Origin of the sequence: Spirulina subsalsa PCC 9445, assembly GCF_000314005.1 — a bacterium.
GTDB lineage: Bacteria > Cyanobacteriota > Cyanobacteriia > Cyanobacteriales > Spirulinaceae > Spirulina_A > Spirulina_A subsalsa.
In genome coordinates, this window is sequence record NZ_JH980292.1 from 4,610,567 (window position 1) to 4,635,111 (window position 24,545).

A 24,545-nucleotide genomic window follows, 5' to 3' on the forward strand; every position below is an offset into this window, starting at 1 on the left:
GTTCACTTGTTCATTGTGCCACTACACCAGCCCAACTCTCAGACTTATTCAGCAAGCCCTATTTAGTCGTCATAATGTGAATCCCATCCCAACTCTCTGGGGGGGGTGTTTTTAAATATAACTGACAACGCTGAACATGAATCTCCGTCGGATGATCTTGAGGTCGTAAACGGGCCGCTTCCGTAAATAACCCTAACGCCCTTTGAAAATCCCGTGCTAAATAAGCTTCCCGTCCCTGATGATAAATCTCTAAAAAATGCTCCGTTTGCGGGTCAAGATAAGCAGGTTTTAAGCCAATTAACTCATAAATTCGCACCGCCTTACTTTTCCCCTTAACCCGCGTTTTATCCAACTCTCGCGTTAATAAACGCGCCGCCCCACCACATAAATTATAAGTATACTCACTAATAATAATATCACAAGCATATTCTTTCGTTAAACTCTCCAAACGAGAACTTAAATTAACTGCATCCCCAATTACCGTATAATCCATCCGCTTGTTAGAACCAATATTCCCCGAAACCACCTCCCCCGAACTAATCCCAATGCCAAAACGAATCTGAGGTTGATTTTCAAACACACATTTTTGATTAAATTCTACCAAACGACGACGCATATCTAACGCCGATTGTACCGCTAACCAAGCGTGATTTTCTGGCAAGGGTAACGGTGCGCCAAAAACCGCCATCAAAGCATCCCCAATAAACTTATCTAACGTCCCTTGATGATTAAAAACCGCCTCTACCATCGTTTCAAAATACTGATTTAATAAAGCCACCACCTCCGTAGCTTCCACATTTTCCGTCATAGTAGTATAGCCACGAATATCAGAAAACAAAATCGACACATCCTTTCGTTCCCCCACCATCATAGACTGTTCCCCCAGAGCAATAACTTGTTCTGCTACACTAGGAGTCATATAACGGTACAGCGTCGATTTAATCCGTTTTTCGTTACTAATATCCTCTAAAACGACCAATCCCCCCTGAACTTCTCCCTCCGCATTGGTTAAAGGATTAACCGTTAAATTCACACTGCGTTCAATCGGGACAATCTCATCTTGCTCCTCATATAATAACTCTTCTCTCGGACAGGGTGTTTCATTCCAAGGAATATAAACCTTGGGATTTTCAGAACTCGGAATCGCCAAAACACAAGGTAAAACCGATACATCCCCCGGCTTTTTATGAGCAATCCCCACTTTAAGAGTTTGCTCCGGCACATAATGCCTTGCACCCGTCGCTAAACTATCCTGCAAGCGAAAATGAATATTATCCACAGGTAACACATCCCAAACATGGCGACCCAATAATTTATACTCCCATAACTGCCGAATTTTGGCATCACGAATTTGTTCCTCTGGACAGCCTAATAACTCTAAAGCCGCATCATTAATTGTAAAAATACGACCCATAAAATCCGTCGAAATTACCGCATCCGATAAACTCTCTAAAATATCCTTTTGATATTGCTTTTCTGTTAAAACCGTTTCAAATAACTTGGCATTCTCTAAAGCAATTCCCGCCTGAATATTGAACGCCTGCATAAACTCTTCATCAGAACTACTAAAACTTCCCCCATTCTCCTTATTAATTAACTGAGTCACCGCAATTAATTCCCCACTGGAATTAAACACAGGCATACATAAAATACTTTGAGTCCGATACCCCGTTCTTTTATCCGTTGAAGGGTCAAAGCGACTATCTTTATAAGCATCGGCAATATTAACCGTTTTCCCCGTTGTTGCCACATAGCCCGCAATACCACGATTCGCGGGGAGACGAATCTCCATCATCGTTTTCCCATCCGCCTTGGCAATTTTACTCCATAACTCCCCCTTTTCTCGGCTTAACATAAACAGCGTACTACGATCCGCTTTCATTAAGCGCCGCGCTTGTTCCATCACCGATTTTAAAGTGGCTTCTAAGTCTAAACTTTGCCCCAAACTTGAGGTTGCCCGCAATAAAGCCGCCGCCCCCCGTTGATTGCGAGCGGCCATATAAAAAGATTGACAAGTTTCTAAAATAATGCCAATGGATGAGGCAAAATCTCGAAATCTTTCCTCATCTTCTCCATCAAAAGGCACCCCTCCCGATTTATTTAATAACTCCACCACAGCAACCACTTGTTGAGTGCTGCTTAAAATCGGCATACATAGCACATTTTGAATGGGATAATTGGGGATACCATCAATATCTACATTAAACAGAGGATGATCTTTAGTCTCTTGAATATTCAATAATTCTCCCGTCGCGGCTACATAGCCTGCAATTCCCACATTCAAAGGTAAGCGAATATCTTTCGCTTCACTGTCCCCTTGTTGATTAATTTTGCCCCAAAGTTGTCCTTTCGTACTATCTAAGAGAAAAATAATCGTCCGATCCGCCTGTAAAATTTGCCCAATTTTCAGCGTAAAGGCATCCATAACTTGCTCTAGCATGGTTTCTAGAGCTTCGTTATTAATCATGTCAATGGCACGCAAAAATTGCTGAAATTCCGCCGTAATAAAATCTAATAAACAGATAAATTCAGCAATGGAAAGATTCTTGACGCGATCGGTCAAGACGGTAGTGCGATTTAATTGAGTAAACTGGGTGAGAGAAGCTAAAATGCTCCCAGTATTCGATAGGGGCATAGAATCAGCGTGTAAAACAAACGCAGGGATCGGCGTTTAAGTGGGCTATAACATCAGATTCGGATGGCTTTACCGAGGCAATCCCTCAAGAAAGCAACAAGGCTCAATTTTAACGGGGGGATATCCCCGCCCAACAGCAGTAGATGCAGGTCTGACTTATAGCGTAGCAGGATTAGAGAGGATCGGTTGTGATTCTAGTTACTGGTTTTACGGGGTGTTCCCCTCCCCTTCTCAAGAAACTGTCTTGTTGCCACCAGTCGGGAGCAAAAACTCCGTATCTGCCCGAAAACCTGCTTGATTTAAGGCCATTTTAGCCGCATTTTCATCCTGTACCCAAAACTCCCGCCCGAAACGGATTAAGCGCCGTTGAGAGCCTTTTCCGAGGGAGGCAATCACCGGAATTTTGGCTTTTTCCTTATCCCCGGAATGTTCGGTTAGAATTCCTTGGAGATTTTTTAGTTCTTTTGTATTGATTCCTTGCTCAGTTGTCAAATCTACGCGCACCATCTGCACCCTATCCACCCATTCCATATCCTCTACCACCAGTTGCATTTTGTCCTGTTTTGGCTGGGGTTTTCCCCAAAGAATCAAACGTGCATCGGGTTGTAGATAGTCTTTCAAGCGCTCAAATACACTGGAAAACACCACCCCTTCGGCGATACCGCTTAAATCTTCGAGTTGGAGAAAGGACATCGGATCGCCAGTTTTCGTGATGATCGTCTTAACGCTGTTGAGCATGGCGATCGCACTTAACTTTGTTCGTCTGCCATAACTCCCCAAGTCTGCCAAATTCACCGGAGCCAAAATCTGACGCGCTACTTTCAGCGAATCTAAAGGATGTTCCGACACATAAAACCCTAATAACTCCTTCTCCTGATTCAGTTTTTCTGGCGCTGAAAAATCCACCACATTGGGCAAATTTGGCGCAGAATCAAACTTAATTTCTTCCCGATCCCCCTCATTTTCATTTTGGCGAGTTACCCCCCACTCAAAAATATTCATCTGTCCACTATCCCGTTCTTTAGCCCGATTTTGCGCCCAAGCAATCACCGCATCTAAATACTGTAATAATTGATTGCGATTGTCATTAATCTTGTCAAATGCCCCGCATTTTATCAGGGTTTCTAACGTCCGACGATTCACCACCCTTAAATCTACTCGCGCACAAAAATCCGCCATAGATTTAAAACGTCCCCCGGCTTCCTCCCGTGCCTTGAGAATCACATCAATAGCATTCTCTCCTAAATTCTTCACCGCCGACAAGCCAAATAAAATATTTTGACCATCCGGTGTAAAATCAAACAGAGAACGGTTAATATCCGGCGGTTCAACCCGAATTCCCATCTTTTGGCAGGTGTCAATATAGTTCTTGACCTTATCGGTGTTACTACTATTCCCCGTCAACAATGCCGTCATATACTCAACGGGATAATTCGCCTTTAAATAAGCCGTCTGATAGGTGACATAAGCATAGGCCGTTGAATGAGACTTATTGAAACAATTAGACGCAACTAACCCATTCTCTAACAAAAAATTATGATCTTGAATCACCCCAATATCATAAACAGGTCGCACCCCTAAAGACGTTCTCTTAATAATTTTTACCATAACACTCTAGTTATCTCCTTCTAATCTTCTGCGCCATTCTTCATCAATTTTGTCCACTTGCTGCAAATTTTGGTCTAATAAATCCGTTTCTGTTGTATAGGCTAAATCTTTATTTTCCAGAATATTTTGCTTGGCAAACTGTTTAGCATAAGCCAGTTTCTGCTGGATTTGTTGACTGGCATTTTTTAACTGCTTGAAATATTTTGCCCGTTCATTATTGCGTTGGTTAATAACTTGATTTTTGCCCTTAATCCAAAAATACCGCACTACAGGAATTAACAAAAACAATGCCCCATACCCCAACAACAACCAAGAAATGGAGTTCATCCAAGCTAAAAAGCCAATTTCAGCCACCAAGGCCGGATTTTCAGTCAGCAAGAACATTAGGAATAAACCGCCCACAATATTAACACACCCTAACCCACCCGCTAAAGTTAGTTGTTCCTGAGTAGCACTACTAAAACGCCAAGGCTTTTCCTGTAAATACTTTTCGGGTTTAGGAAGAGTAGCTTGTTTTGCCGTAACTTGTAATTCAGGAAAATAATAAATTAACTCCCCTTGTTCTGACACTTCAGGATAGCCATTAAAATGGGCTAAAACGGGCAACATATAACTTTCATCTTCCAATGCAGCGCGGTCTAATTTTTCAAAATAAGGCGTAACTTGTTCGGCAATCACTGCGCCATTATTTTGTTTAATTACGGCTCCTATTTCTTGCCAGCGCCGCTCTTCTAGATCATAGTTGGGATCCCCTTCTCCAAACAAGAAAGAGAAAACTGACTCTAAAAAACCCATTTGCTCCTCTTGACTAGACCTTGCTACTTGTCGCTGTCTATATCTTTTTTGCTGACAAGTGCTATAGTTAGCCCGAGGATTCATGAGCCAGAATATATCTGAAACGTACCAAAATCGAGGAACAAAGATAAATCTTAATCCCCCATAGCTCGATGAGCGAGAATTTCTTGACCCCCCATTTTCTTTGCTGTTCAGAGCCACAAAGATAACAATAATTGCTGCAACAATTAAAAGAATCGAAATAATTAAAAAAATTCCAAAAGAGATGCGAATAAGGTAGAATAAAAACTGCCAAACTCTATTTAAAGTCTCTTGCCATCGCATTTTCCAGTCCTTATTTCGCAAAACTGCCCTAAAATTTTTTGGAAAAATGTAGGCAATTTCGCCAGACTCTGAAACTTGTAAATTTGCTCCGGCATCTGATGCTAAAACTAATAAACCTTGTTGAGCTAAATTAATGTTTAATCCTGCTTTTGCCGCAACATCGCCGACTGTGACTCGATAGCCAAGTTGTTCGACGGTTTTCATTAAAGTCGTTGCATTAGGAGTCATCACAAAATAGGGGAAATTACTTCCTAGAACGGGGGTCGGAACTGACCTATATTTCCCTTATAACATAAGTCGATGGGGAGATGGGGGGAATTCACGCTCAGGGAGTAGGATTACTTATTTTTCCCCACCATAGCATGATGGCTGACCCGTTAAGCCCCAATCTTGACAAGTTAAGGCTCAACGTTAGAAGTCAAGGTGTCGGGAGTGGGGAAAATGCGGTTGTGTCCAAAATTAGGGAACAGGGAACAGGACAGAGAGCTTAACCTGTCAAGATCCGGTAAAACCTTAAATCATCATAAAGAAAAATTCTCTCACCAATAAATAATGAGATAATAGGCGGTTTACAAAAACCGCCATATCGTTGTATAATTCCATACGTGACATATAACTCTGTCTGTAACCATTATTCCTGACCGTCCTAGCAGTCTGTCTCTATTGTTTATCGCTTCTACATCATGTTTAGTTCTTTAACGCCCGCCAAAGCAGTTGCCTTTGAAACACTGTTTAACGGGGCTTTAGATGCCATGCTCATTGCTGACGATCATGGGGTCTATATTAATGCTAACCCTGCTGCCTGTCAGTTATTGGGCAAATCTCAGGCTGAACTCATGGGTTGTACGATTGAAGATTTCACTTTGGAAGAATTTGACTTTCCTGGGGCTTGGCAGAAGTTTCTAGAAAAGGGTCAGGAACGAGGTGAAATTCGTTTGAGGGCAGCCCACAGCGAGATCCGGGATGTAGAATATGCCGCCACGGCTCACATCCAACCTCACTATCACCTGTCAATTTTGCGGGACATCACAGCCCGGAAACGAGCAGAAGCCCAAAGACAAGAATTGGAAAAGCTACTTTATCAATCTGATAGGGCGCCCTTCTCAGGGGACGATAATCAGACAGGACTGCTCGGCGGTCACTGCCAGCACTGTAACTTCCGGCAACTGATTGAGAATCTCAACGACATGGTATTTACCCTTGATCTTGAGGGACACTTCAGCTATATTAGTCCGGCTTTTCAGGAAGTCATGGGCTATAAGACATGGGAGATGGAAGGAAAGCACTTTTCGCCCTTCGTCCATCCTGACGATCTGCCCGTCAATTTGAGCGTTTTTGCACAAGTTTTAGCTGGGGATAAAATCCGAGATATTGAATACCGTGTTCTACACCAAGGCGGTGATTATCATTGGCATAGTGCCAATCTATCGCCTCTGACCAATGCAGAGGGAAAGATTGTGGCCTGTTTAGGTATTGCCCGTGACATCCAAGGGAAACAAGAACGGGAACTGCAATTACAACAACTGAGTCGGGAGCTAAACAAAGCCCAAGAGGTCGCCCATATTGGTCACTGGTCTTTCCACCTCCCTAGCCAAAGCATTCACTGGTCCGAGGAAGTCTTTCGCATCTTTGGCATGACCCCCGACCAAAAAGAACCCAATTGGGAGGAATATTTGCAACAATGTCATCCCGAAGACTGCCAGCATTTCACAGAAGTTGTTCAGGAAGCCTTACAAGGCCATCCACAAAATTTTGAACACCGGATTAGGCGACCGGGGGGAGAGGTGCGTTATCTCAACTGCCGTATTGAGCAGGACTATGAAGATTCTAAGATTGTGCGCTTATTCGGCACGGTGTTGGATATTACTGAACAAAAACGGGCTGAAGCGGAACGAGAAAGCGCTTTTCAAGCCTTGTTTAATATTAAATATGCCTTAGACCAAGCGGCCATCGTGGCCATCACCGACCCACAGGGTAGGATTCAGTATGTCAATGATAAATTTTCAGAACTTTGTGGTTATTCTGCTGAAGAAATTGTGGGGAAAACTCATCGGGTGATTAATTCGGGGTATCATCCCCCGGAGTTCTTCCAAGCTTTATGGAAGACGATTAGCCGGGAGCAGGTTTGGCACGGAGAAATCTGTAATCAAGCTAAACAGGGAAATCTTTATTGGGTCGATACTACCATTGTTCCCTTAATGGATGACCGGGGAAACATCGAACAATATTTGTCCATTCGTTTTGATATTACTGAACAAAAACGGAGTCAAAAAAACCTGGAAATTCTCCTAGAAAAAAAAGCCCAACTTTACCTAGAGTCTGAAGCCAAAACCGAAGCCCTTAAACAGGCTTGTCAGAAGTTAAGCGAAACTCAACTTCGTCTAGTTCAAGCGGAGAAAATGTCAAGCTTAGGGCATTTAGTGGCGGGAATTGCCCATGAAATTAATAATCCCGTTAGCTTTATCTATGGCAATCTTGTTCATCTCTATAACTATGGTCAGGATTTACTTTCACTCTTGGAATTGTATCAGGACTATTATCCTAATCCCCCGGCTGCCATTGAAGAGATGATAGAGGAAGTTGATCTAGAATTTATCCGTGAGGATTTTCCTAAAATCTTAAGGTCTCTGGAATCTGGGGAAAAACGGCTCACCAAGATTGTGCAGTCTTTGCGCACTTTCTCCCGCCTTGATGAGGCAGAATTCAAAACGGTGGACTTGCACAGTAATATTGACAGCGCCTTAGTGATTTTACAAAGTCGCTGTAATCTCCTTCGTGACCATGGCAAAACCATTGAGGTGGTTAAAAACTATGGTGATCTCCCTCCGGTGAAATGTTATAGCGGGCTGCTGAATCAAGCGTTGATGAATCTGTTGCTCAATGGGGTGGATGCGATTGAAGAACGAATCAAACAGGAAACGGATCCCCATTATGTGGGAAGGCTGACTATTACGACGGCGATCCAGTGTTCTCAGGTTATGATTTCAATTCAGGATAACGGTATAGGGATCAGTGCCACGGTTCAAGAGAAAATTTTCAATCCTTTCTTTACGACTAAGCCCGTTGGTATGGGGACTGGGATGGGATTACCCCTCAGTTATCAAGTGATCACTCAACAACATCAAGGCACTTTAACGATGAACTCCCACTGGGGAGAGGGCAGCGAGTTTGTGATCAAATTCCCCCAAAACCTGCGAAGAACTAGCATTTCCAGCCATAGCCCAGCTATGACTGGAGAGCGTGCTACTGCGTAATATAGACCCCAATGCCATTATGAACCCGAGCGGCTGTTACGGGGGAACGATCCACTAACTGGCCGCCAATGTAGAGGGAGGTGGAACTCCCTCCGTCTAAGTTGAGGGCGTCTGTCATGCCTAATTGTTGGGCGAGTCGCGCTAGTTCGGGCAGGGTGGGGCCTCGGCCGCCTGTGCGGTTGTGGATGGCGGCGATTATCAGCTTTCCTTGTGCTGTTATCCCAATGAGACTCCGAGAGGCGGCCTGTTGGTTGAAGGCGGTGCTAAAGCGTTCTGCTTCGCCGTTGAGGACGATTTGCCGATTTTGTAACAACAGGGGGCCTGCGCCGATAATTTGGGGGTAGTTGGCAAAGGTGGCGGGTACGGTTTCACTTTCTAGGGTGACGGTGAGGCCGGGGCGGAGAACTTGGGGATTGACGGCACGGCCGCGAATGGTCAACAGGTAGCCATCCCGGGGGATGGGGAAGGGGGTTTGATTGACGGGGCCGCCGTTGTATTGTTGGGTGATGCGGTTGTTCTGGATTAGAACAATAGTTTCATTGTCGGTGAGGGGGGTGTAACTGTTGCCCCATTCGGGGGTATAACGGGCGAGTCCGGCCTGTACATAGCCACTGTTGAGGTAGGGGATATTGAGACGTTGGCGATCGCCTGTGACCAAGGTTTCCCGTAAGTACAACCGCCCGATATTCACGTTCCCCCGGTCATCCCAGGCGATGACTCCCCGGTTTAAAATCGGCCCAGAAAACCATTTACCATCCCGCCGAATAGCCCCCAAGGGTAAGCGATTGTCTCGGTTAAAAAAGCCCCCATTAATGGCGGCAAAGGCCTGCCATTGTCGCCCCATGGTAATCAAGGGATCTGTGCCAATCATGGAGGGGGGATTCCCCCAAATGGGACGCAGGGCAATTTTAGGATTGCGGGCATCAAATTCTAAGGCAGAGATGGGAAAACGACTCTCTGCTAAGGGAATATAAGTCTGTCGCCACCGGATGCCCGGCGCCCACACAATATCACGTTCCACTAAACCCTCGGGGGTGACGTTGACAATTAAACGGTTGGGTTGGGAGAGGGAGGAGAGATTAACCTGATGATTGGCTGGCAGGTTAATAAATAGTCTACCCCGTCGCCCATCGGTGGCTTCTACCTTGGACAACAAGGGCTTAATTTCCGGTGGAGGGGGTGTCGTGTCGTTTCCTTGGGTGGTGAGGATATTTTGCAGTTTATTAAACAGATTTTTGGGCTGTGCTTCTTCGGTGGGAGTCTCGTGACGCGCTAGGATGCTCCCTTCTAACGTAATCACCGCTTCTGTGGGGTTTTGGCTCATTTGCCAGAAGGTGGGACGATCGAACTGCACGATGATTTGTTTGCGATCGCCTTGTTCCACTTCTTGAATGTTCTGCACTTGGGCCGGGGGAAAGGTTAGGTTTAGGGTATTGCCTTGAGCTTGGCTGGTACTATTGACCTCATTCAAGATTTCGGTAATATCCAAGTAGCGATAGGCATTGAGGAGCATCGCGTTTAGGGTGAGGGGGTTGGTTCCCCTGTGGTTAAACCACGCCACAGGCTGTTTAGTGGGGTCTTCTGTACTGAGTAATTCTACCCCCAACACCTGCCACAAGGCCATATCACTTAAAGCGGTGTGCAGGGTATGGCCATCCTGCCATTGTATCCAAGGGGCGGTCAAGGTTCTCCCGTTTAAGGTCAATTGTTCCCCTTGCTGGGTGATGGATAAATTGGGGGGAGGAGTGATGGGGGGTAGGGGGGAGGGTAGAACTTCTGCACTACTCACCGTTTGGGCTAGGAGGGGCGAGAGTTGGGAGACAGGATGCCCCAAGATCATTGTAACGGTAAAGACAAGACACCCTAACAGCCACAGGGGGGCGCGGTGGGAAAACAAGGAAGATAAGCGTTTTCTAGGCATAGACGAGACAGACGAAATAGGTTTCAGCTTGAGGACGATTTCTCTAGCTTAAGGTTGCAAGGGACGGGGATCAATTCAGTTTTTTATGCAATACATAAGAACTGTTATATTTTGTTCCCAACTTTTTCACGCTCTATTACAAAATGTTCACACTTTCCTGAAATAATAGACAAGCAACACTTTGTTACAGTCCTCGTCATCCCCATGACGGAGGATTTAACTTCTCTGGCTCACGTCATGATTTAACAAGGGTTATCGGTCATGGATTATGGGTAATAGAGAGGTGAAAACTGATCCTTCACCATTGAAGCATACATGAAAAAAATCCTTGTGATTGAAGACGAACAACATCTTTGTAAACAAATTGCTACGATTTTACGAGCAGAAGGTTTTGAGGTTATTCGCACAACGTCCGCCCCAGAGGGAATTGACTTGGCCCGTCAACAAAGTCCCGATTTAATTGTTTGTGATATTCTCATGCCAGATTTGAGTGGCTATGATGTATTAAATGCGCTACAAGCGGATATGAATACCGCCATGATTCCCTTTATTTTTCTGTCAGCTAAGGCGAATCATTCCGATATTCGCGAGGGAATGAATTTAGGGGCAGATGATTATTTAACCAAGCCTTTTAGTGCGCAGGAACTTTTAGAGGCAATTGCAGCACGTTTGAAGAAGCAAGAGAAGCTGGTGAGTCGGGTACAAGTTTTATGTCAGCAACTCAAAAATTTAGAGTCGCTGATTGAGGCAAAGGAAAACCTACTGGAAAATTTAACTCAGGAGTTACGTCGTCCTTTATCGAATGTTAATATGGCGATTATGATGCTTGAGGCGAATAGTCCTCAAGAGCGACGGCGGCATTATTTACAGATTCTTAAGGATGAGTTTGAACGGGAAATTACTATCCTCAATCAAGCAACTGAGTTACGGCGATTACTCTCTCCTGACAATATTAAGTTGCTACATCAGTTTAATTTACTCAATAAGCAGGGATGAATCTGAGTTGATATCGGGGTAATTCATCAATTACCCCGGAATTGGCAGGGTTTGCGGGGATTTAGGACTCTAAGTTAAGGGTTTTTTCTCGCAGCCAATCCCACACCAGTTCAATCACTCGCCGATTTTCTCCTACTTTAATATGACCGCGTAGGGTCATGCCTGAACGTAGTTTTTGACTTGTATTCTGTTCGGGCTGGGTGTGATCATTGGGGTTTAAGTTTTCCCAATCTAAACTTAATGTTACCGGAAAATGCTCGAAGGGGGATAACTCATTGGGGGGTAGACGATCTGCTCCAATTTGTTCAATTTGGGCGTTTAATTTTAGTCCTTTGAGGGCGAAGGGTTGGGAGTCTAATTGTAAACGGGCGGGTTGATTTTCTTGCAACTGGGCAACATCTTGGGGTCTAACTTTTAATTGTACCATAAAACCATCTTGTGGGACAACTTTTCCTAATGTTTGTTGGGGGTTAATGATTTGCCCTGCATTGACTGATTTTAAATCAAAAATTACGCCAGAAATGGGAGCATAGAGGGTATGTTGTTCGAGTTGCTGTGCGAGGATGTTTTGCTGTTGGCTGAGGATGGCTAAACGCTGATGATTGGCTAACATGGTTTGGGTGAGATAGCGGTCAATTTCGGCGATTCGTTTGCTATTATCAGCGATACGATCTAAATAGGCTGTCTGCCATTGGGTGATTAGGTTTTGGGCTTTGCTTTGGGATTGTGCGATCGCCAACTGTAGACTTTTCCCCTGATCTTGCAGTTGTTTTAGCCGATTTTGCTGGGATTCCGCCCCCTGCATCTGTTGTAAAAAAGCTTGTTCTCGTTGGTGCCTCTCCCGCAGAAATTCCTGTTGCAGTGCGCCCACCTTTTGCCGTTGTTGTTCATACTGTAAGGGAGAAATAACATCATCTGCCAGTAAAGCTTCCCTCTGACGTAACACCGTTTCCTCCTGATTAATTTGACGCTGTAGTGCTTGTAAAACCTCACGGTTATGATTGGATATTCGCCGCAGTTGTGCCGTTTCCTGTTCCAATTTTTGGTAAGTTTCAGCCTGTTGGCGACGGTTTTGTTGTAATTGTTCTTGGAGTTGGGTAATTCCTAACTGAATGGTTTGTTGTTGGGTTCTAAAATTGGCATCATGGACTTGTAAACGCAAACGATCAATCGGGGGTAGATTCTCCCCTCCTTGTTGGCGTAATAGTTGCTGATAGACTTGATTTTCTGAGACAAGGAGGGCGCGATCTTGGATTAAAGGAATGAGTTGGGGGGGTAATTCTAAGTCAATGATTTTGGCTTTTGTTTCTTCGGGGGAGAGATTTTGTTGTGCGAGTTGATAAAATTGATTTTGAGCGTGTAAGGATAGCATTTGTTGTTCAACTGCTGTCAATTCTGCTACAATTTGCCGATTGTCAAACTCCATTAAAATCTGTCCTGCTTCGACGGTATCCCCTTCTTGAACATGGATCGTTTTAACCATCCCTGTGATAGGAGTTTGTAAGTCCTGAATCGGGGTTTTGGTTTGAATTTCCCCCGATGCGGAAACGACTTCTTCGACAGTCGCTAAGGATGCCCAAGTAATTAGAAACGCGAGTACCGTAATGAGGGTTAAAATACCAGAAGGGATACTAGCCGGGAAACTCAAGGGTTGAGTGAAAAGAGGGTGCGTTACAAGCTGTTGATTGACTTCATCTTCCCCTATTCTATTATCCCACAAGTTCAGGTCTGTTTGTAAGTTCCACTGTTGCACTCGACCTTTATAAGTCCAGATTAGCATTAAACCTGTAGCTGTACTGACTAAGCTAATCCACAACCATTGATGAGTCGCGTTGAAGGATTTTTGCGGCTGGGAAAACTCGGGTGAGGGGGTAGGATTGGCTATGGTTTTTGTGCCTTCTGTGCTTAACTCGGGAGGAGTAACATTAAAATCCGAGGGGAGACGATGGGGAATAGTTACTATTCTCTGTTCTAAATATTCTACATTGTTGCTTTGACTGAGGAGTATTAGGGATAGTGGGGCGGACATAGTTTCCTCCTTTTAGGAAATCATCAACTGTGAAATATCTTTTATCCGGGGAGAATATTTTACTCAACTTTATTTTAAATGTTGACTGGCTATGGGAGTCATGATGAACACAAAACTATGGCTTGAAAAACGCTTAGGTATTTCCCTTGAAGTCTTAGCTAAATTCTGCCAAGCCAATAAATCGGTATTACGCACTGACTAAAATATTGAACTTTACTTCTTCGATTGCACTAAAACTTTAAAAGAATTCCCTCCCCTTGGTATCTCCTCAATAATCGCCCCATAATCCATGACTAATATTCTATCTGTGTGCTGCAAACAGTCTGGATAACGAGAAACTAGAATTACAGTCATTTTCGGATAAAAATAGCGCAGATTTTCCATGATTTCTGTAAGTTCCTCCCGTGCAATGGCATGGGTCACTTGATCTAAAATTAAAAGACTGGGATGCTGTAATAAACAACGAGTTAAAAGGATTTTCTGCTGTTCCCCTTCCGAGGGAAGTAAGCCATTTTTGCCCAAGAACGTGTCATACTGTTGTGGCAGTGTCATCACCCAAGGATGAAGTCGGGTGATTTGGCAAATTTCCTCAATCTGTTCTAAGCAACTCTGGGCTTGAAAAGGGGCTAGGTTTTCGGCTATAGTGTCGGAAAGAATGGGCATTTGTTGGGAAGCAATGGCAATCTGATTCTGTAATAATTGAGGCCGAATTTGACTAATATTTCGCCCATCCCAAAGAATTTGACCTGTTGAGCAAGGACGAGATAAACTGAGGAGTTGAATCAGGGTGGTTTTCCCCGCACCACTTTTCCCTGTAATGCCTAACCATTCTCCTGCACAAAGGGTAAAATTAAGCGGTGGTTGACTCGGATAAAGGTCACTAAAGTGGGGGAGAATGATATTTTTAACTTGTAAGTTATGGTGAAGGGGAGGGAGGGGAGAGGTAGCAGAATTTAAGTTGTCAGAATTTAACTTAAGGGGAGGGGAGGAGATTGTTGTCTCTTGAATAGACTGCCACGCAAGGCCATTTTTTAGCCATTGATACCCTACTGCTATCCCTTGACTGAGGGCCATAAAAAGGGATTGACTAATCAACCCAAAGGCGATAAGTTGTCCTAGGCTGAGTTGTTGGGTCAGGAGAAGATGAGAACCTACCCAGAGCATCACGCCTAGGGTAATTTGACCGATACTTTGATAAAGTTTGAGGTGTTGGCTTAGGGTATAATCTAAGGTCTGTTGTCCGTTTAAATGGTGTCGCCACGATAGAGAAAGGTTTTGCTGGATTGTCTGCTGTAGGGTGTCTCGTTGGTGGAGGGAAGAGGGGAGAATTTGCAGGCTGAGTAATGACTGAATCCAGTGTTGCTGGAATTTTTGCTCTAAGTTGCTTTGGGTGTCTATAGACTGCCGCGCTAGACTGAAGAGGAAGCTACTCAATAGTAAGCAGAATAACAGGCTGAATAAAAGGATTAAGGTTAGGAAAATGTTATAGAAGCTGAGGAGAAATGCCCCCAAAAGGCAAAAACTGCTGTTGAGGAGGAGGGGGATTAACTCACTATCCAGAAAAGAGGTTATATGTGACACTCTTTTCCCATTATATAATACCTCACCTAATTTGTTTTTGTCAAGGGGAGATTGAAAAAAATCTGAAAAATGTTGAAAGAGAAAGCGCAGTATTTTCTGATTGATTTTATGGGCAAAGGCGCGCCAGATTTTTAGACGAATCTGATTAATGGTGATCTGACCGATGATGAGGAAAAGGAGGAGAAGGGCTAAACTGTTGAGGGTCGCTAATCGTTGCTGAAAAAAGACGTGATCAATGAGAATATGTAAGATAACCGGGGGACTGAGGGAGAAAAGGGCGCTGGTGAAACTGAGCAAGAGGAGCAGGAAAAAGGGAGTAAAATGCTGTTGAATTTGCTGGGAGAGGAGGGCTTTTAAGGAGCCTAAAGGGGAGGGATGGGAGGGGGAGTCTAAATGGAGGATCTGCTTGTGCTGTTGCTGTTTCCAGTTACTTTGAAACTCTTGGGGGGAATACTCTAATAAACCTACGGTAGGAACGGCCAGGGTGATGGTGTCTCCGACTTGGTAGAGAACCGCGAGTTGATCCCCCCAATAGAGGAGCGCGGGGGGTTTGAGGTGGGGGAGGGGGGAGTGGGAGGGGGTGAGGAGGGTGGGGGTGAGGCCGAGACGTTGGGCGATCGCACGATACAAAGACCAAGACAGATCCCGACGTTGGGACGCGGCCTCTAGCACCCGCTTTAAAGGTTCTCGGGGACAGTCTAGCCCAAAATAGTCCGCCACCATCTCAAAACAGGCGATCGCACTTTCCACCACCCCCCCGGTACTACTGACGAAGGGATAGGAAGGACGAGGAGGAGTTAAGGGGACGGGAAAATTCAATAAACGCACCTCCCCTTCCGGCACCAGGCCCCCCATGTCCCAAGGCAGGGGAAGGGCAGAATAGGGGGTGTAACGGTCTGTCAAGGAGGCCACCGCTCCCCCCGTAACATACCAAGTCCCCTCCGGCGCTAAATCGGCGAAACGATGGGGAGGACAATGATAGACCAAAGTTTGCGGGGAAATTTGCCCCACAAACTCCCCTAAAACCGAGGGGGAAAGCTCCTCCGACGACCAATAGTGCCGTAAACACCAATAAACCTCCCCCTCCCTCACCTCTTGCTGGAAATACTCCCCAAAAGGGGGATATTGTTCCCAGAGGGGGAAAAACGCCTCTGGAGGGATAGCGAGGGTCAAAATGGGAGTCGTTGCGATCGCCCCTTCATACCTTACCCCTCCCCAAAGCTCCAACCACCCCCAACAACACCCCCCTTGCTGTACCCTTAACGGAACCGCTTCCTCCGTCAGAGGATCATCAGCACAGAGTTGGATCGTCCCCTGATAGAGAATTTGCACAAAATCCCCGGCAATGGTTTCCCCTTGATCATAGGATTGCACCAGAGCAAGCTCCGCTAAACCTTGCACGATGGGCATCGGCAAACGGTCAAACGGGGGGAGACGGCTTAAAAACGGAACAATTTCAGCAGAAGACACCATGAGCCTCTAGGAAATGAGAAGGATTCCGGCAGTAGATCCCTGCACTACCTTCTCTCCTCCGACCTCAAAACCCACGAACCGGAAAAGTGGCTAATTTTTCGCCTTCAGTCGCTTCGTCACCTGCTTAATTAGACCATTCAGCAGAGCGCCTGCCATGAGAATCCCAATCGCTGGGGTAAAGAGGGGTTCCCAGAGACTGTACCAAAGCTCCCACCCCAAAGGAATTCCCGTCGATTTTCCCAATAAGGCGATCGCAAACCAAAAAAACGCCGCCAAGACCAGAAAAATATCCAACACCAACAAGCGGTCAAGCCATTCAATCCATTGTTCAAAGCGTTCTTTCATCTTAAATCCTGTGATCCTCTATAGCCTTATTTGAGCTTATGTCTGGCTCTCCCGGCAACCGCTTCTACAAGAAAAAACGATCCATAGCAATTACGGGTGAAGCCTACAATCTCTAGTTTGAGGAAACGGGGAACAGATCCTCTAACTCCCTTGCAACCAATAGGTATTCATCAACCCCTTCCCTTTTACCTCAATCAACCCTCGCGGAATCATCTTAAATTGTCCCTCTAACTTGTCATAAGTCGCCGCAGAAAGATGAATTTTACCCGGTTCCCCCAACATTTCCATTCGTGAGGCAATATTCACCGCATCCCCCCAAATATCATAAATAAACTTCTTAACCCCAATCACTCCCCCAATCGCCGATCCCGTATTAATGCCGATACGAATACTAAAAGGATTGCCCCCCTGATCTGTAAACTGGTGGATGGTTTGCTGCATTTGTAACGCTAAACGTGCGATCGCCTGTGCATGATCCTCCCGAGCTTCCGGCAACCCCCCCGCCACCAAATAAGCATCCCCAATGGTTTTAATTTTTTCCAGTCCTTGATCTTCCACCAAATGATCAAAACAAGAAAAAATACTATTGAGCATTTGAATCAACTTTTTTGGATCAGTCGTAGAAGCAAGGGGCGTAAAATTTACAATATCAGCAAACAGGATCGACACCTCCTCAAAATACTCCCCAACTACCTGTTTTCCTTGTTTTAGCTCGTCAACAATTTGAGCGGGAAAAATATTCAGTAATAACTCTTCAGACCTCTGTTGTTCGCGAATTAACTGAGCCGTCCGCTCCTGAATACGTTCCTCTAATGAGGCATTTAAAAGGCGCAATTCCTCATTTTGACGAGCCACTTCCTTTTTTAGGCAATAACTCTCAATCGCCTCATTAACTGTCAAAATTAAATCCACTTCATCCCAAGGTTTCGTAATATAGCGATATAAATTAGCGTGATTCACCGCATTAGCCACCGCCTTCGTATCCGCCTGTCCCGTCAACATGATTTTAAACACTTGGGGATATTTGGCATGGGCTTTAATTAAAAATTCATCCCCCTTCATCGTCGGCATGATTTGATCAGAGATAATTAAAGCGACCTCAATTCCATCATCATATAATTCATCAAGAATCTCTAAAGCTTCCTCCCCACTATCAGCCGCCTCAACTTCTGCTACCGTAGTGATATTACGCTTTAATTGTTCTGTTAACCCCTCAAGAACAACGGGTTCATCATCGACACAAATAATCGCTAGTTGACTCATAAGTATTAGTTTCGCTGCGAATTTTCCCAATCATGATTCTTTAGCCGGACTTAGATTGTTCGCGGATCCACCCCCCCTTACATCATAATAAGTCTAGTCTTAATCCGTCCCTCCGTGAAAATCCGGCTTTTTCCGGGTAGATCGTCCTCAGAAGACCTCACTTCTGGCATAGTCTTAACGTCGGCACTACCTGAAGGAACCTAAGAGGGTGAGGTCTAAATCATTTTTTATCCAAGAAATTCAAGCTTGTCTGCAACTAGCAATTCCCTTAGCCGCCGCCCAATTATCAGAAGCGGTGATCAACTTCGTAGACACCATCATGATGGGGCAATTAGGGCCGAAAGTCTTAGCCGGGGGAGCATTAGGGGCTGTCACCTTTACCACCTTCCTCATTGTTTCCACCGGGATGTTATCCGCCGTCGGGGCTGTTGCGGCGATCGCCTTTGGCTCCGGAAACTTCCCCAAACTGCGTCTCATCAACGCCCAAGGCTTCTGGCTAACCCTCCTGTTATCCTTCCCCTTCATGCTCCTCATTTGGCACTTTACCCTCATTTTGCGCCAATTCGGTCAATCAGAAGATCATTTACCCCTCACCCAAGCCTATCTACAATCTATTGTCTGGGGACTCCCAGCCGCCCTAGGATTTATCACCCTCAGAAACATGACTTCTGCCCTCAATCGTCCCCGTTTAGTCATGATCATTATGGTCGCGGGAATTCTGCTCAATGTTGTCGGAAATTACGTCCTCATGTTCGGTAAATGGGGTTTTCCTGCCCTAGGGATTGCAGGGATTGGTTGGGCTAGTACCTTCGCATTTTGGGTTAAGTTTTTGTTACTCGGAATAGGCATATTTTATGATCCCCACTTGAAACCCTATCATCTCTTTGCTCGGTGCTATTCAATCCATCTCCGAGTTTTAGGGGAATTACTCCGCATCGGCACACCCTCCGCCCTGCTATTCCTCGTCGAAGCCAGCTTATTTACCGTGATTACCTATCTCATGGGAATCTGGGGAACAGTATCCCTTGCCGCTCATCAAATTGCCCTACAAACAGCCGCCACTACCTTTATGATTCCCCTGGGAATTGCCCATGCAACAACTATGCGAGTGGGTCAAAATCTGGGTCGCTGTGATCTTAAAGGGGTCAAACGATCCGGCCTAGTCGGAATCCTTTTGTCCTCTGGATTTATGAGTTTAATGGCCGTGATTTTATGGATTTTTCCAGAATTTATTGTAAATCTATATTTAGACATTCGTCAATCCGAAAACATAGCCGTTTTATCCTTAAGTAAGAACTTGTTAAAAGTCGCCGCTATTTTTCAGATTTTTGATGGAATTCAAGCCGTTGCTAATGGGGCATTACGGGGAATTAAGGACACAAAAATCCCCCTAATAATTGGGATTATGTGTTATTGGTTAGTCGGGTTCAGTAGTGGCTATTTCTTAGCCCAAAGGCTGGGGCTACAAGCTATTGGTTTATGGTTAGGTTGTGTCTTAGGACTGATGACCGCCGCCGTGGTTTTGACTTGGCGATTTTTTCACCAGGTTAGTCATTTATCCGGTCAGTCTTGTGAACCCATTTTAAGGGACTTGAGTTGATTCTTGCCCCTTTTCCATCCTAGGGAAGCGGAAATTTCGACCTGACTCCTGATTCAAGAGGGTGCATCAGGATTATAGTATGCCCCGGCAGCACCCCCTACCCCTGTTTATTGTTGATTGGGGGGTAGGGTGGATCATTCGCGAACCTCAAGACGAACTGAGCATTTTTGCGAGAAAAGGCAACCCATCCTTTACAATAAGAAAGGAAGAATAAATTATTTTTATTGGCAGAAATTTGTTCAGGTCGGGAAAAGCAATGAGCCTCTGCTCAGAACTTTCTCCATCCGCTTCTTCTCTCAAGAATTTCTGACAGGTTTCTGCTGTGTGTATCACCCTAAAACTTACTCAGATTGGACGCTAGCATGAATAGCCTAGGGGGTAAAACTCACCTATCCTAGAGGGTTCTAAAAGCTAGAAAAAAACAATCCTGAAATTATCGAAATTAATCTACCCCGTCAACTTGTCTCATTTTTTTCACAATTCCTTGTTACTTTAGCAGGAGGGACTCGCTCATTAATTCCTATGATTACAACCGACGAATTAACCCAAATTCAACAACAAAAAGCCCTCTTAGGGGTCATTACTCGCATTCGTCAGTCTTTAGATTTAGAAATCATTTTTCAAACAACGGTGACAGAAATTTGTCAGTTGTTGCACTCTGATCGGGCTGCGATTTTCCGCTTCTATCCAGAGTTAGATTGGCAGGGAGAATTTATCTGTGAGGCCATTCATCCGGGGGTGTCTTCGGTATTGGCGAAAAAGGTCTGTGATCACTGTTTTGGGGAACGGTTTGCCATTCACTATGAAAAAGGACGCATTCAAGCGGTGGCAGATATTCAGGCGGCGGGATTAAGTGATTGTCATAGTCAGATTTTAACCGCCTTTGAGGTGAGAGCCAATCTAGTCGTTCCTCTGTTGAAAGGAGAAACATTATGGGGTCTAATTTGTATTCATCAATGTGATCGGCCTCGGGAGTGGGAAGAGAGGGAAATTGAGTTTATTCGTCATATTGCAGAACATTTGAACGTTGCCCTACAACAAAATGACGTGGTGGAACGGGTACAGGCACAAGCGCGGGAGTTAGCGCAGGTGGTGGAACGAGAAAAAGCCACTCGTTATCATCATCTCATGAGTGCGATCGCCGACAAAATCCGCGCCTCCCTCGAAATTGAGCAGATTTTCCGCACCAGTACCGAAGAAGTTCGCCACTTACTACAAGCCGAACGAGTCGCCATTTACCGCTTTTTCCCAGATTGGAGTGGGGAATTTGTCGCCGAGTCCAAAGGAGAGGAATGGTGTAGTTTAGTGGGAGGAGAACAGCCCATCATTGCCGACACCCACCTCCAAGAAACCCAAGGGGGGCGCTATGTTCACGGGGAAACCTTAGCCATTGATGACATCTATTTAGCCGGGCATCAGGACTGCCATATTGCCCTCTTAGAGCAGTTCCAAGCCCGCGCCTACGTGATTGTACCCATTTTACACGGAGAGCAATTATGGGGCCTCTTAGCCGCCTATCAGAACTCTAGCCCCCGGCACTGGGAAAGCCACGAGGTAGACTTATTAGCCCAAATTGGCCGACAGTTAGCCATTGCCCTCCAACAAGCCGAATTATTAGCCAAAACCCGCTCCCAAGCCCAATATCTCGCCCAAGTTGCCCAACGACAAAAAACCCTCGCCAGTATTAGTGAAAAAATCCGACGTTCTTTAAACCTCGACACGATTTTTCAAACAGCGACTCAAGAAGTGCGGCAGGTGTTACAAACTGAACGGGTGGTGATTTACCACTTTCTGCCCGATTGGAGCGGGGAATTTATGGCGGAGTCCAAAGGGGAGGAATGGCGGGCTGTGGTGGGGAAAAACTGCCCCATTCTTTCAGACCGACATTTGCGAGAAACCCAAGGAGGTCGTTATGCTGCCCATGAAACCTCAATGGTGACAGATATCTACGAGGCGGGTTTTTCCCCTTGCCATCTCCAAATGTTGGAACAGTTACAAGCTCGGGCTTATATGATTGTTCCCATTTTCTTGGGGGAGAATCTCTGGGGTTTGTTAGCAGCCTATCAAAATTCAGCCCCTCGTTACTGGCAAGATGATGAAGTAGAACTGTTGACCCAAATTGGTTCCCAGTTGGGGATGGCCATTCAACAGGCCGAATATTTGCAACAAATGCAGGCACAATCAGCACAGTTAGCAATGGCGGCGGAACAGGAAAAATCCCTCCAACGCCAGCAAGCCACAGCCAAAATTATTAGTAAAATCCGCCAATCTCTTGACCTTGCCACGATTTGTCGCACAGCCGCCGAGGAGATTAAAACCATTTTAGAGGTCGATCGGGCGGTGATTTACCGCTTTAATGAAGACTGGAGCGGTGAATTTGTCTTTGAATCCGTTGGGGAGGGCTGGATTCATTTGATGGCCGAACAATGGGTTTATCCCAAGTTGCGGGAGAATATCAGTGATTGTAACTTAAAAAACCTCGCCCACTTGCCCAAAGCGGACACCTATCTCCAAGACACCCAAGGGGGGCGCTTCACTCAAGGAAGCCCGATGCGGATGTGTGATGATGTGGAACAGGCGGGATTTAGTCCTTGTTATCTCAATGTTTTACGGCAAATGCAGGCGAAAGCCTATGTCATTGTGGGGATTTATCAAGGGGAGAACCTTTGGGGCTTAGTAGCCGTTTATCAAAATAGTACCCCTCGGATTTGGGACAGTTCGGAAGGGAAGTTACTGTTACAAGTGGCTGAACAGTTGGGGGTGGCACTGCAACAAGCCCAATTGTTGGAAACTACTCGTCAACAAGCCCAAGAAATTGCGATCGCCCTCCAAGACTTGAAACAAGCCCAAACCCAACTGATTCATAATGAAAAAATGGCCGGTTTAGGGCAGTTAGTAGCCGGGATTGCCCACGAAATCAACAACCCCGTCAACTTTATTTATGGTAATTTAAGCCATGTGGCGGACTATGCCCAAGATATTTTAGGCCTCTTAGAACTCTATCGCGACTCCTACCCCAATCCTCATCCCGAGATTGCACAACACACCGACGAGATTGATCTTCACTTTCTCGAAGAAGACCTCCCACGCACCCTTGATTCTATGAAAATTGGGGCGGAACGGATTCGGCAGTTGGTGTTATCGTTGCGCACCTTCTCCCGTATTGATGAGGCCGAGAAAAAACCCGTGAATATCCATGAAGGGATTGATAGCACCCTGTTGATTTTACAGCATCGGTTTAAAAGTAGCGCCACCCACAAAATGATAGAACTGGTAAAAGACTATGGCGATTTGCCATTTGTGGAGTGCTATCCCGCCCAATTGAATCAGGTCTTCATGAATTTGTTAAGCAATAGTATTGACGCGTTAGAGATGAAATACCATCAGCCTGATACGCCGGATATGCCGCGCTTATCCATTCAAACACGGCTCATTGATCATCAAGTGGAAATCCGACTGAGGGATAATGGGGTAGGGATTCCCGAGAAAGTGCGATCGCGCATTTTTGACCCCTTCTTCACCACCAAAGACCCCGGCAAAGGCACCGGATTAGGGTTATCCATTAGTTATCAGATTATTGTCGAAAAGCACAAAGGGCGCATTGAGTGTCATTCTCAGGACGGACAAGGCACAGAGTTTGTCATCTGGATTCCTGCCCTGTGACCTCCTCCCGACACTGACCGCACCACAGCGCGGGCTTCCCCATACCACTATGAGGCCTTCCTGCTTCTACGGCAAGCCCTAGATAGGGCTTGCTGAATATCCCTCTAAGCACTGTGAATAAGGCTTTTAGCAGTTTATACCAAATTAAATAGGGCTTGCTGTTCACTTCGTGACGCTCCGCGTTCGCGTTCGCGAAGCGTTGCGTAGCAAAGCGTCACGAAGTGAACGCGAAGCGTTGCGTAGCAATATAACTCTACTCGTGGGGCTAGGGAACAGGGGGAATCGGAAAAAGGCAAGCCCTAGATCCAGATCACAACTCCACCCGATAACGTCGCCCCCCTAGTGTCACCTCATCCCCCGACACCAACTTTCGGCCCCGTCGAGTTTCCACCACGCCATTGACCAACACCTCTCCCCCTTGAATCCGTAACTTCGCCTCCCCTCCCGTTTGGACTAGATTTTGCCACTTGAGAAATTGATCTAACTTAATTTTCGATTCAGAATCCGATACAGTCCCCATATTCCTATCCATTGCGATGCTTAAGGAAGTGTCGCACCCAGCCCAGAGGCCAGGTGAGAATTAAAATACTAACGTCTTAGCAAGCGGTTAATAGGAACTTGTCCATTCGCATCCATGACCGTCAGGCGAATAATATTCGGGTCATTGGGTCGCCAAGTCACTTGATAGAGAGTGCCGTTATTCGACCAAGTATAGACACGACGATGAGATTCACCCGTGAAAGCAGGATCCAACAAAGCAATTTCGGCCCCCGTTCGCTTATTGCGTCCGATATACCAGAATGCGCCATCATGCCAGCGCAACGTCACCGCCCAATTTGCATCTTGGAACGTGCCGCTAGGAGTCGAAGATTGAGCAACAGCAGCCGTATTGACGGCTACATCTGCGATCGCAGGAGTCGCAACAGCGAGAATCGCTGTCAGAGTCAAGGCCTTAAAATTCATACTGGTTTTCGGATATCCATAGAAATGCCCAAGGAATAACAATTACTCTGAGGACAATTTCGTAATAGCTTAACATTTCGTAACAAATTGTGAGA

At 45.6% G+C, this 24,545-nt stretch carries 14 protein-coding genes; 4 read left to right on the top strand and 10 right to left on the bottom strand.

The features are described 5' to 3' along the window. Nucleotides 1-58: 58 nt before the first annotated feature. The 3 genes from SPI9445_RS0121020 to SPI9445_RS0121030 form a co-directional block, all read right to left on the bottom strand. Complete coding sequence (locus tag SPI9445_RS0121020) at nucleotides 59-2,635, bottom strand: adenylate/guanylate cyclase domain-containing protein (RefSeq protein WP_017306763.1); 2,577 nt, start codon at nucleotides 2,633-2,635, stop codon at nucleotides 59-61. Nucleotides 2,636-2,866: 231 nt separating this feature from the next. Then, nucleotides 2,867-4,243, bottom strand: coding sequence for a helix-hairpin-helix domain-containing protein (locus tag SPI9445_RS0121025; RefSeq protein ID WP_017306764.1), 1,377 nt, complete (start codon nucleotides 4,241-4,243; stop codon nucleotides 2,867-2,869). A 6-nt stretch (nucleotides 4,244-4,249) separates the two neighbouring features. After that, complete coding sequence (locus SPI9445_RS0121030; RefSeq protein ID WP_026079988.1) at nucleotides 4,250-5,590, bottom strand: hypothetical protein; 1,341 nt, start codon at nucleotides 5,588-5,590, stop codon at nucleotides 4,250-4,252. Between the two features lie 455 nt (nucleotides 5,591-6,045). On the opposite strand from SPI9445_RS0121030, the gene SPI9445_RS27885 reads away from it, so the two are divergent. Beyond that, nucleotides 6,046-8,616, top strand: coding sequence for a PAS domain-containing sensor histidine kinase (locus tag SPI9445_RS27885; protein WP_017306767.1), 2,571 nt, complete (start codon nucleotides 6,046-6,048; stop codon nucleotides 8,614-8,616). On the opposite strand, the gene SPI9445_RS0121045 is transcribed toward SPI9445_RS27885, so the two are convergent. After that, nucleotides 8,606-10,537: a phosphodiester glycosidase family protein gene (locus SPI9445_RS0121045; RefSeq protein ID WP_017306768.1), complete on the bottom strand. Its 1,932-nt coding sequence runs from the start codon at nucleotides 10,535-10,537 to the stop codon at nucleotides 8,606-8,608. The genes SPI9445_RS27885 and SPI9445_RS0121045 overlap by 11 nt on opposite strands. 315 nt (nucleotides 10,538-10,852) lie before the next feature. On the opposite strand from SPI9445_RS0121045, the gene SPI9445_RS0121050 reads away from it, so the two are divergent. Beyond that, the gene (locus SPI9445_RS0121050; RefSeq protein ID WP_017306769.1) at nucleotides 10,853-11,533 is read left to right on the top strand and encodes a response regulator transcription factor; all 681 of its coding nucleotides are present in this window, start codon (nucleotides 10,853-10,855) and stop codon (nucleotides 11,531-11,533) included. Nucleotides 11,534-11,594: 61 nt separating this feature from the next. Here SPI9445_RS0121050 and SPI9445_RS0121055 read toward each other — a convergent pair whose 3' ends face one another. The 4 genes from SPI9445_RS0121055 to SPI9445_RS0121070 all read right to left on the bottom strand — a co-directional run bounded on the left by SPI9445_RS0121055 (nucleotide 11,595) and on the right by SPI9445_RS0121070 (nucleotide 18,224). Next, the gene (locus tag SPI9445_RS0121055) at nucleotides 11,595-13,562 is read right to left on the bottom strand and encodes a putative HlyD family type I secretion protein (RefSeq protein WP_017306770.1); all 1,968 of its coding nucleotides are present in this window, start codon (nucleotides 13,560-13,562) and stop codon (nucleotides 11,595-11,597) included. 213 nt (nucleotides 13,563-13,775) lie between these two features. Then, a complete protein-coding gene (locus tag SPI9445_RS0121060) occupies nucleotides 13,776-16,616 on the bottom strand; it encodes an ATP-binding cassette domain-containing protein (RefSeq protein ID WP_017306771.1) in 2,841 nt (946 codons plus the stop codon). Nucleotides 16,617-16,706: 90 nt separating this feature from the next. After that, on the bottom strand, nucleotides 16,707-16,961 hold the full coding sequence (locus SPI9445_RS0121065; RefSeq protein WP_017306772.1) for a hypothetical protein: 255 nt from the start codon (nucleotides 16,959-16,961) through the stop codon (nucleotides 16,707-16,709). A 141-nt stretch (nucleotides 16,962-17,102) separates the two neighbouring features. Then, the gene (locus tag SPI9445_RS0121070; RefSeq protein ID WP_017306773.1) at nucleotides 17,103-18,224 is read right to left on the bottom strand and encodes an adenylate/guanylate cyclase domain-containing protein; all 1,122 of its coding nucleotides are present in this window, start codon (nucleotides 18,222-18,224) and stop codon (nucleotides 17,103-17,105) included. 208 nt (nucleotides 18,225-18,432) lie between these two features. On the opposite strand from SPI9445_RS0121070, the gene SPI9445_RS26485 reads away from it, so the two are divergent. After that, on the top strand, nucleotides 18,433-19,824 hold the full coding sequence (locus SPI9445_RS26485; RefSeq protein ID WP_017306774.1) for an MATE family efflux transporter: 1,392 nt from the start codon (nucleotides 18,433-18,435) through the stop codon (nucleotides 19,822-19,824). Between the two features lie 522 nt (nucleotides 19,825-20,346). Next, nucleotides 20,347-23,487: a GAF domain-containing sensor histidine kinase gene (locus SPI9445_RS0121085; protein WP_017306776.1), complete on the top strand. Its 3,141-nt coding sequence runs from the start codon at nucleotides 20,347-20,349 to the stop codon at nucleotides 23,485-23,487. Between the two features lie 310 nt (nucleotides 23,488-23,797). On the opposite strand, the gene SPI9445_RS0121090 is transcribed toward SPI9445_RS0121085, so the two are convergent. Continuing rightward, nucleotides 23,798-24,007, bottom strand: coding sequence for an RNA-binding S4 domain-containing protein (locus SPI9445_RS0121090; protein ID WP_017306777.1), 210 nt, complete (start codon nucleotides 24,005-24,007; stop codon nucleotides 23,798-23,800). 68 nt (nucleotides 24,008-24,075) lie between these two features. Further along, nucleotides 24,076-24,450 carry a hypothetical protein gene (locus tag SPI9445_RS0121095; protein ID WP_017306778.1) on the bottom strand — a complete coding sequence of 125 codons (375 nt, stop codon included), beginning with the start codon at nucleotides 24,448-24,450 and terminating at the stop codon, nucleotides 24,076-24,078. Between the last annotated feature and the right edge of the window lie 95 nt (nucleotides 24,451-24,545).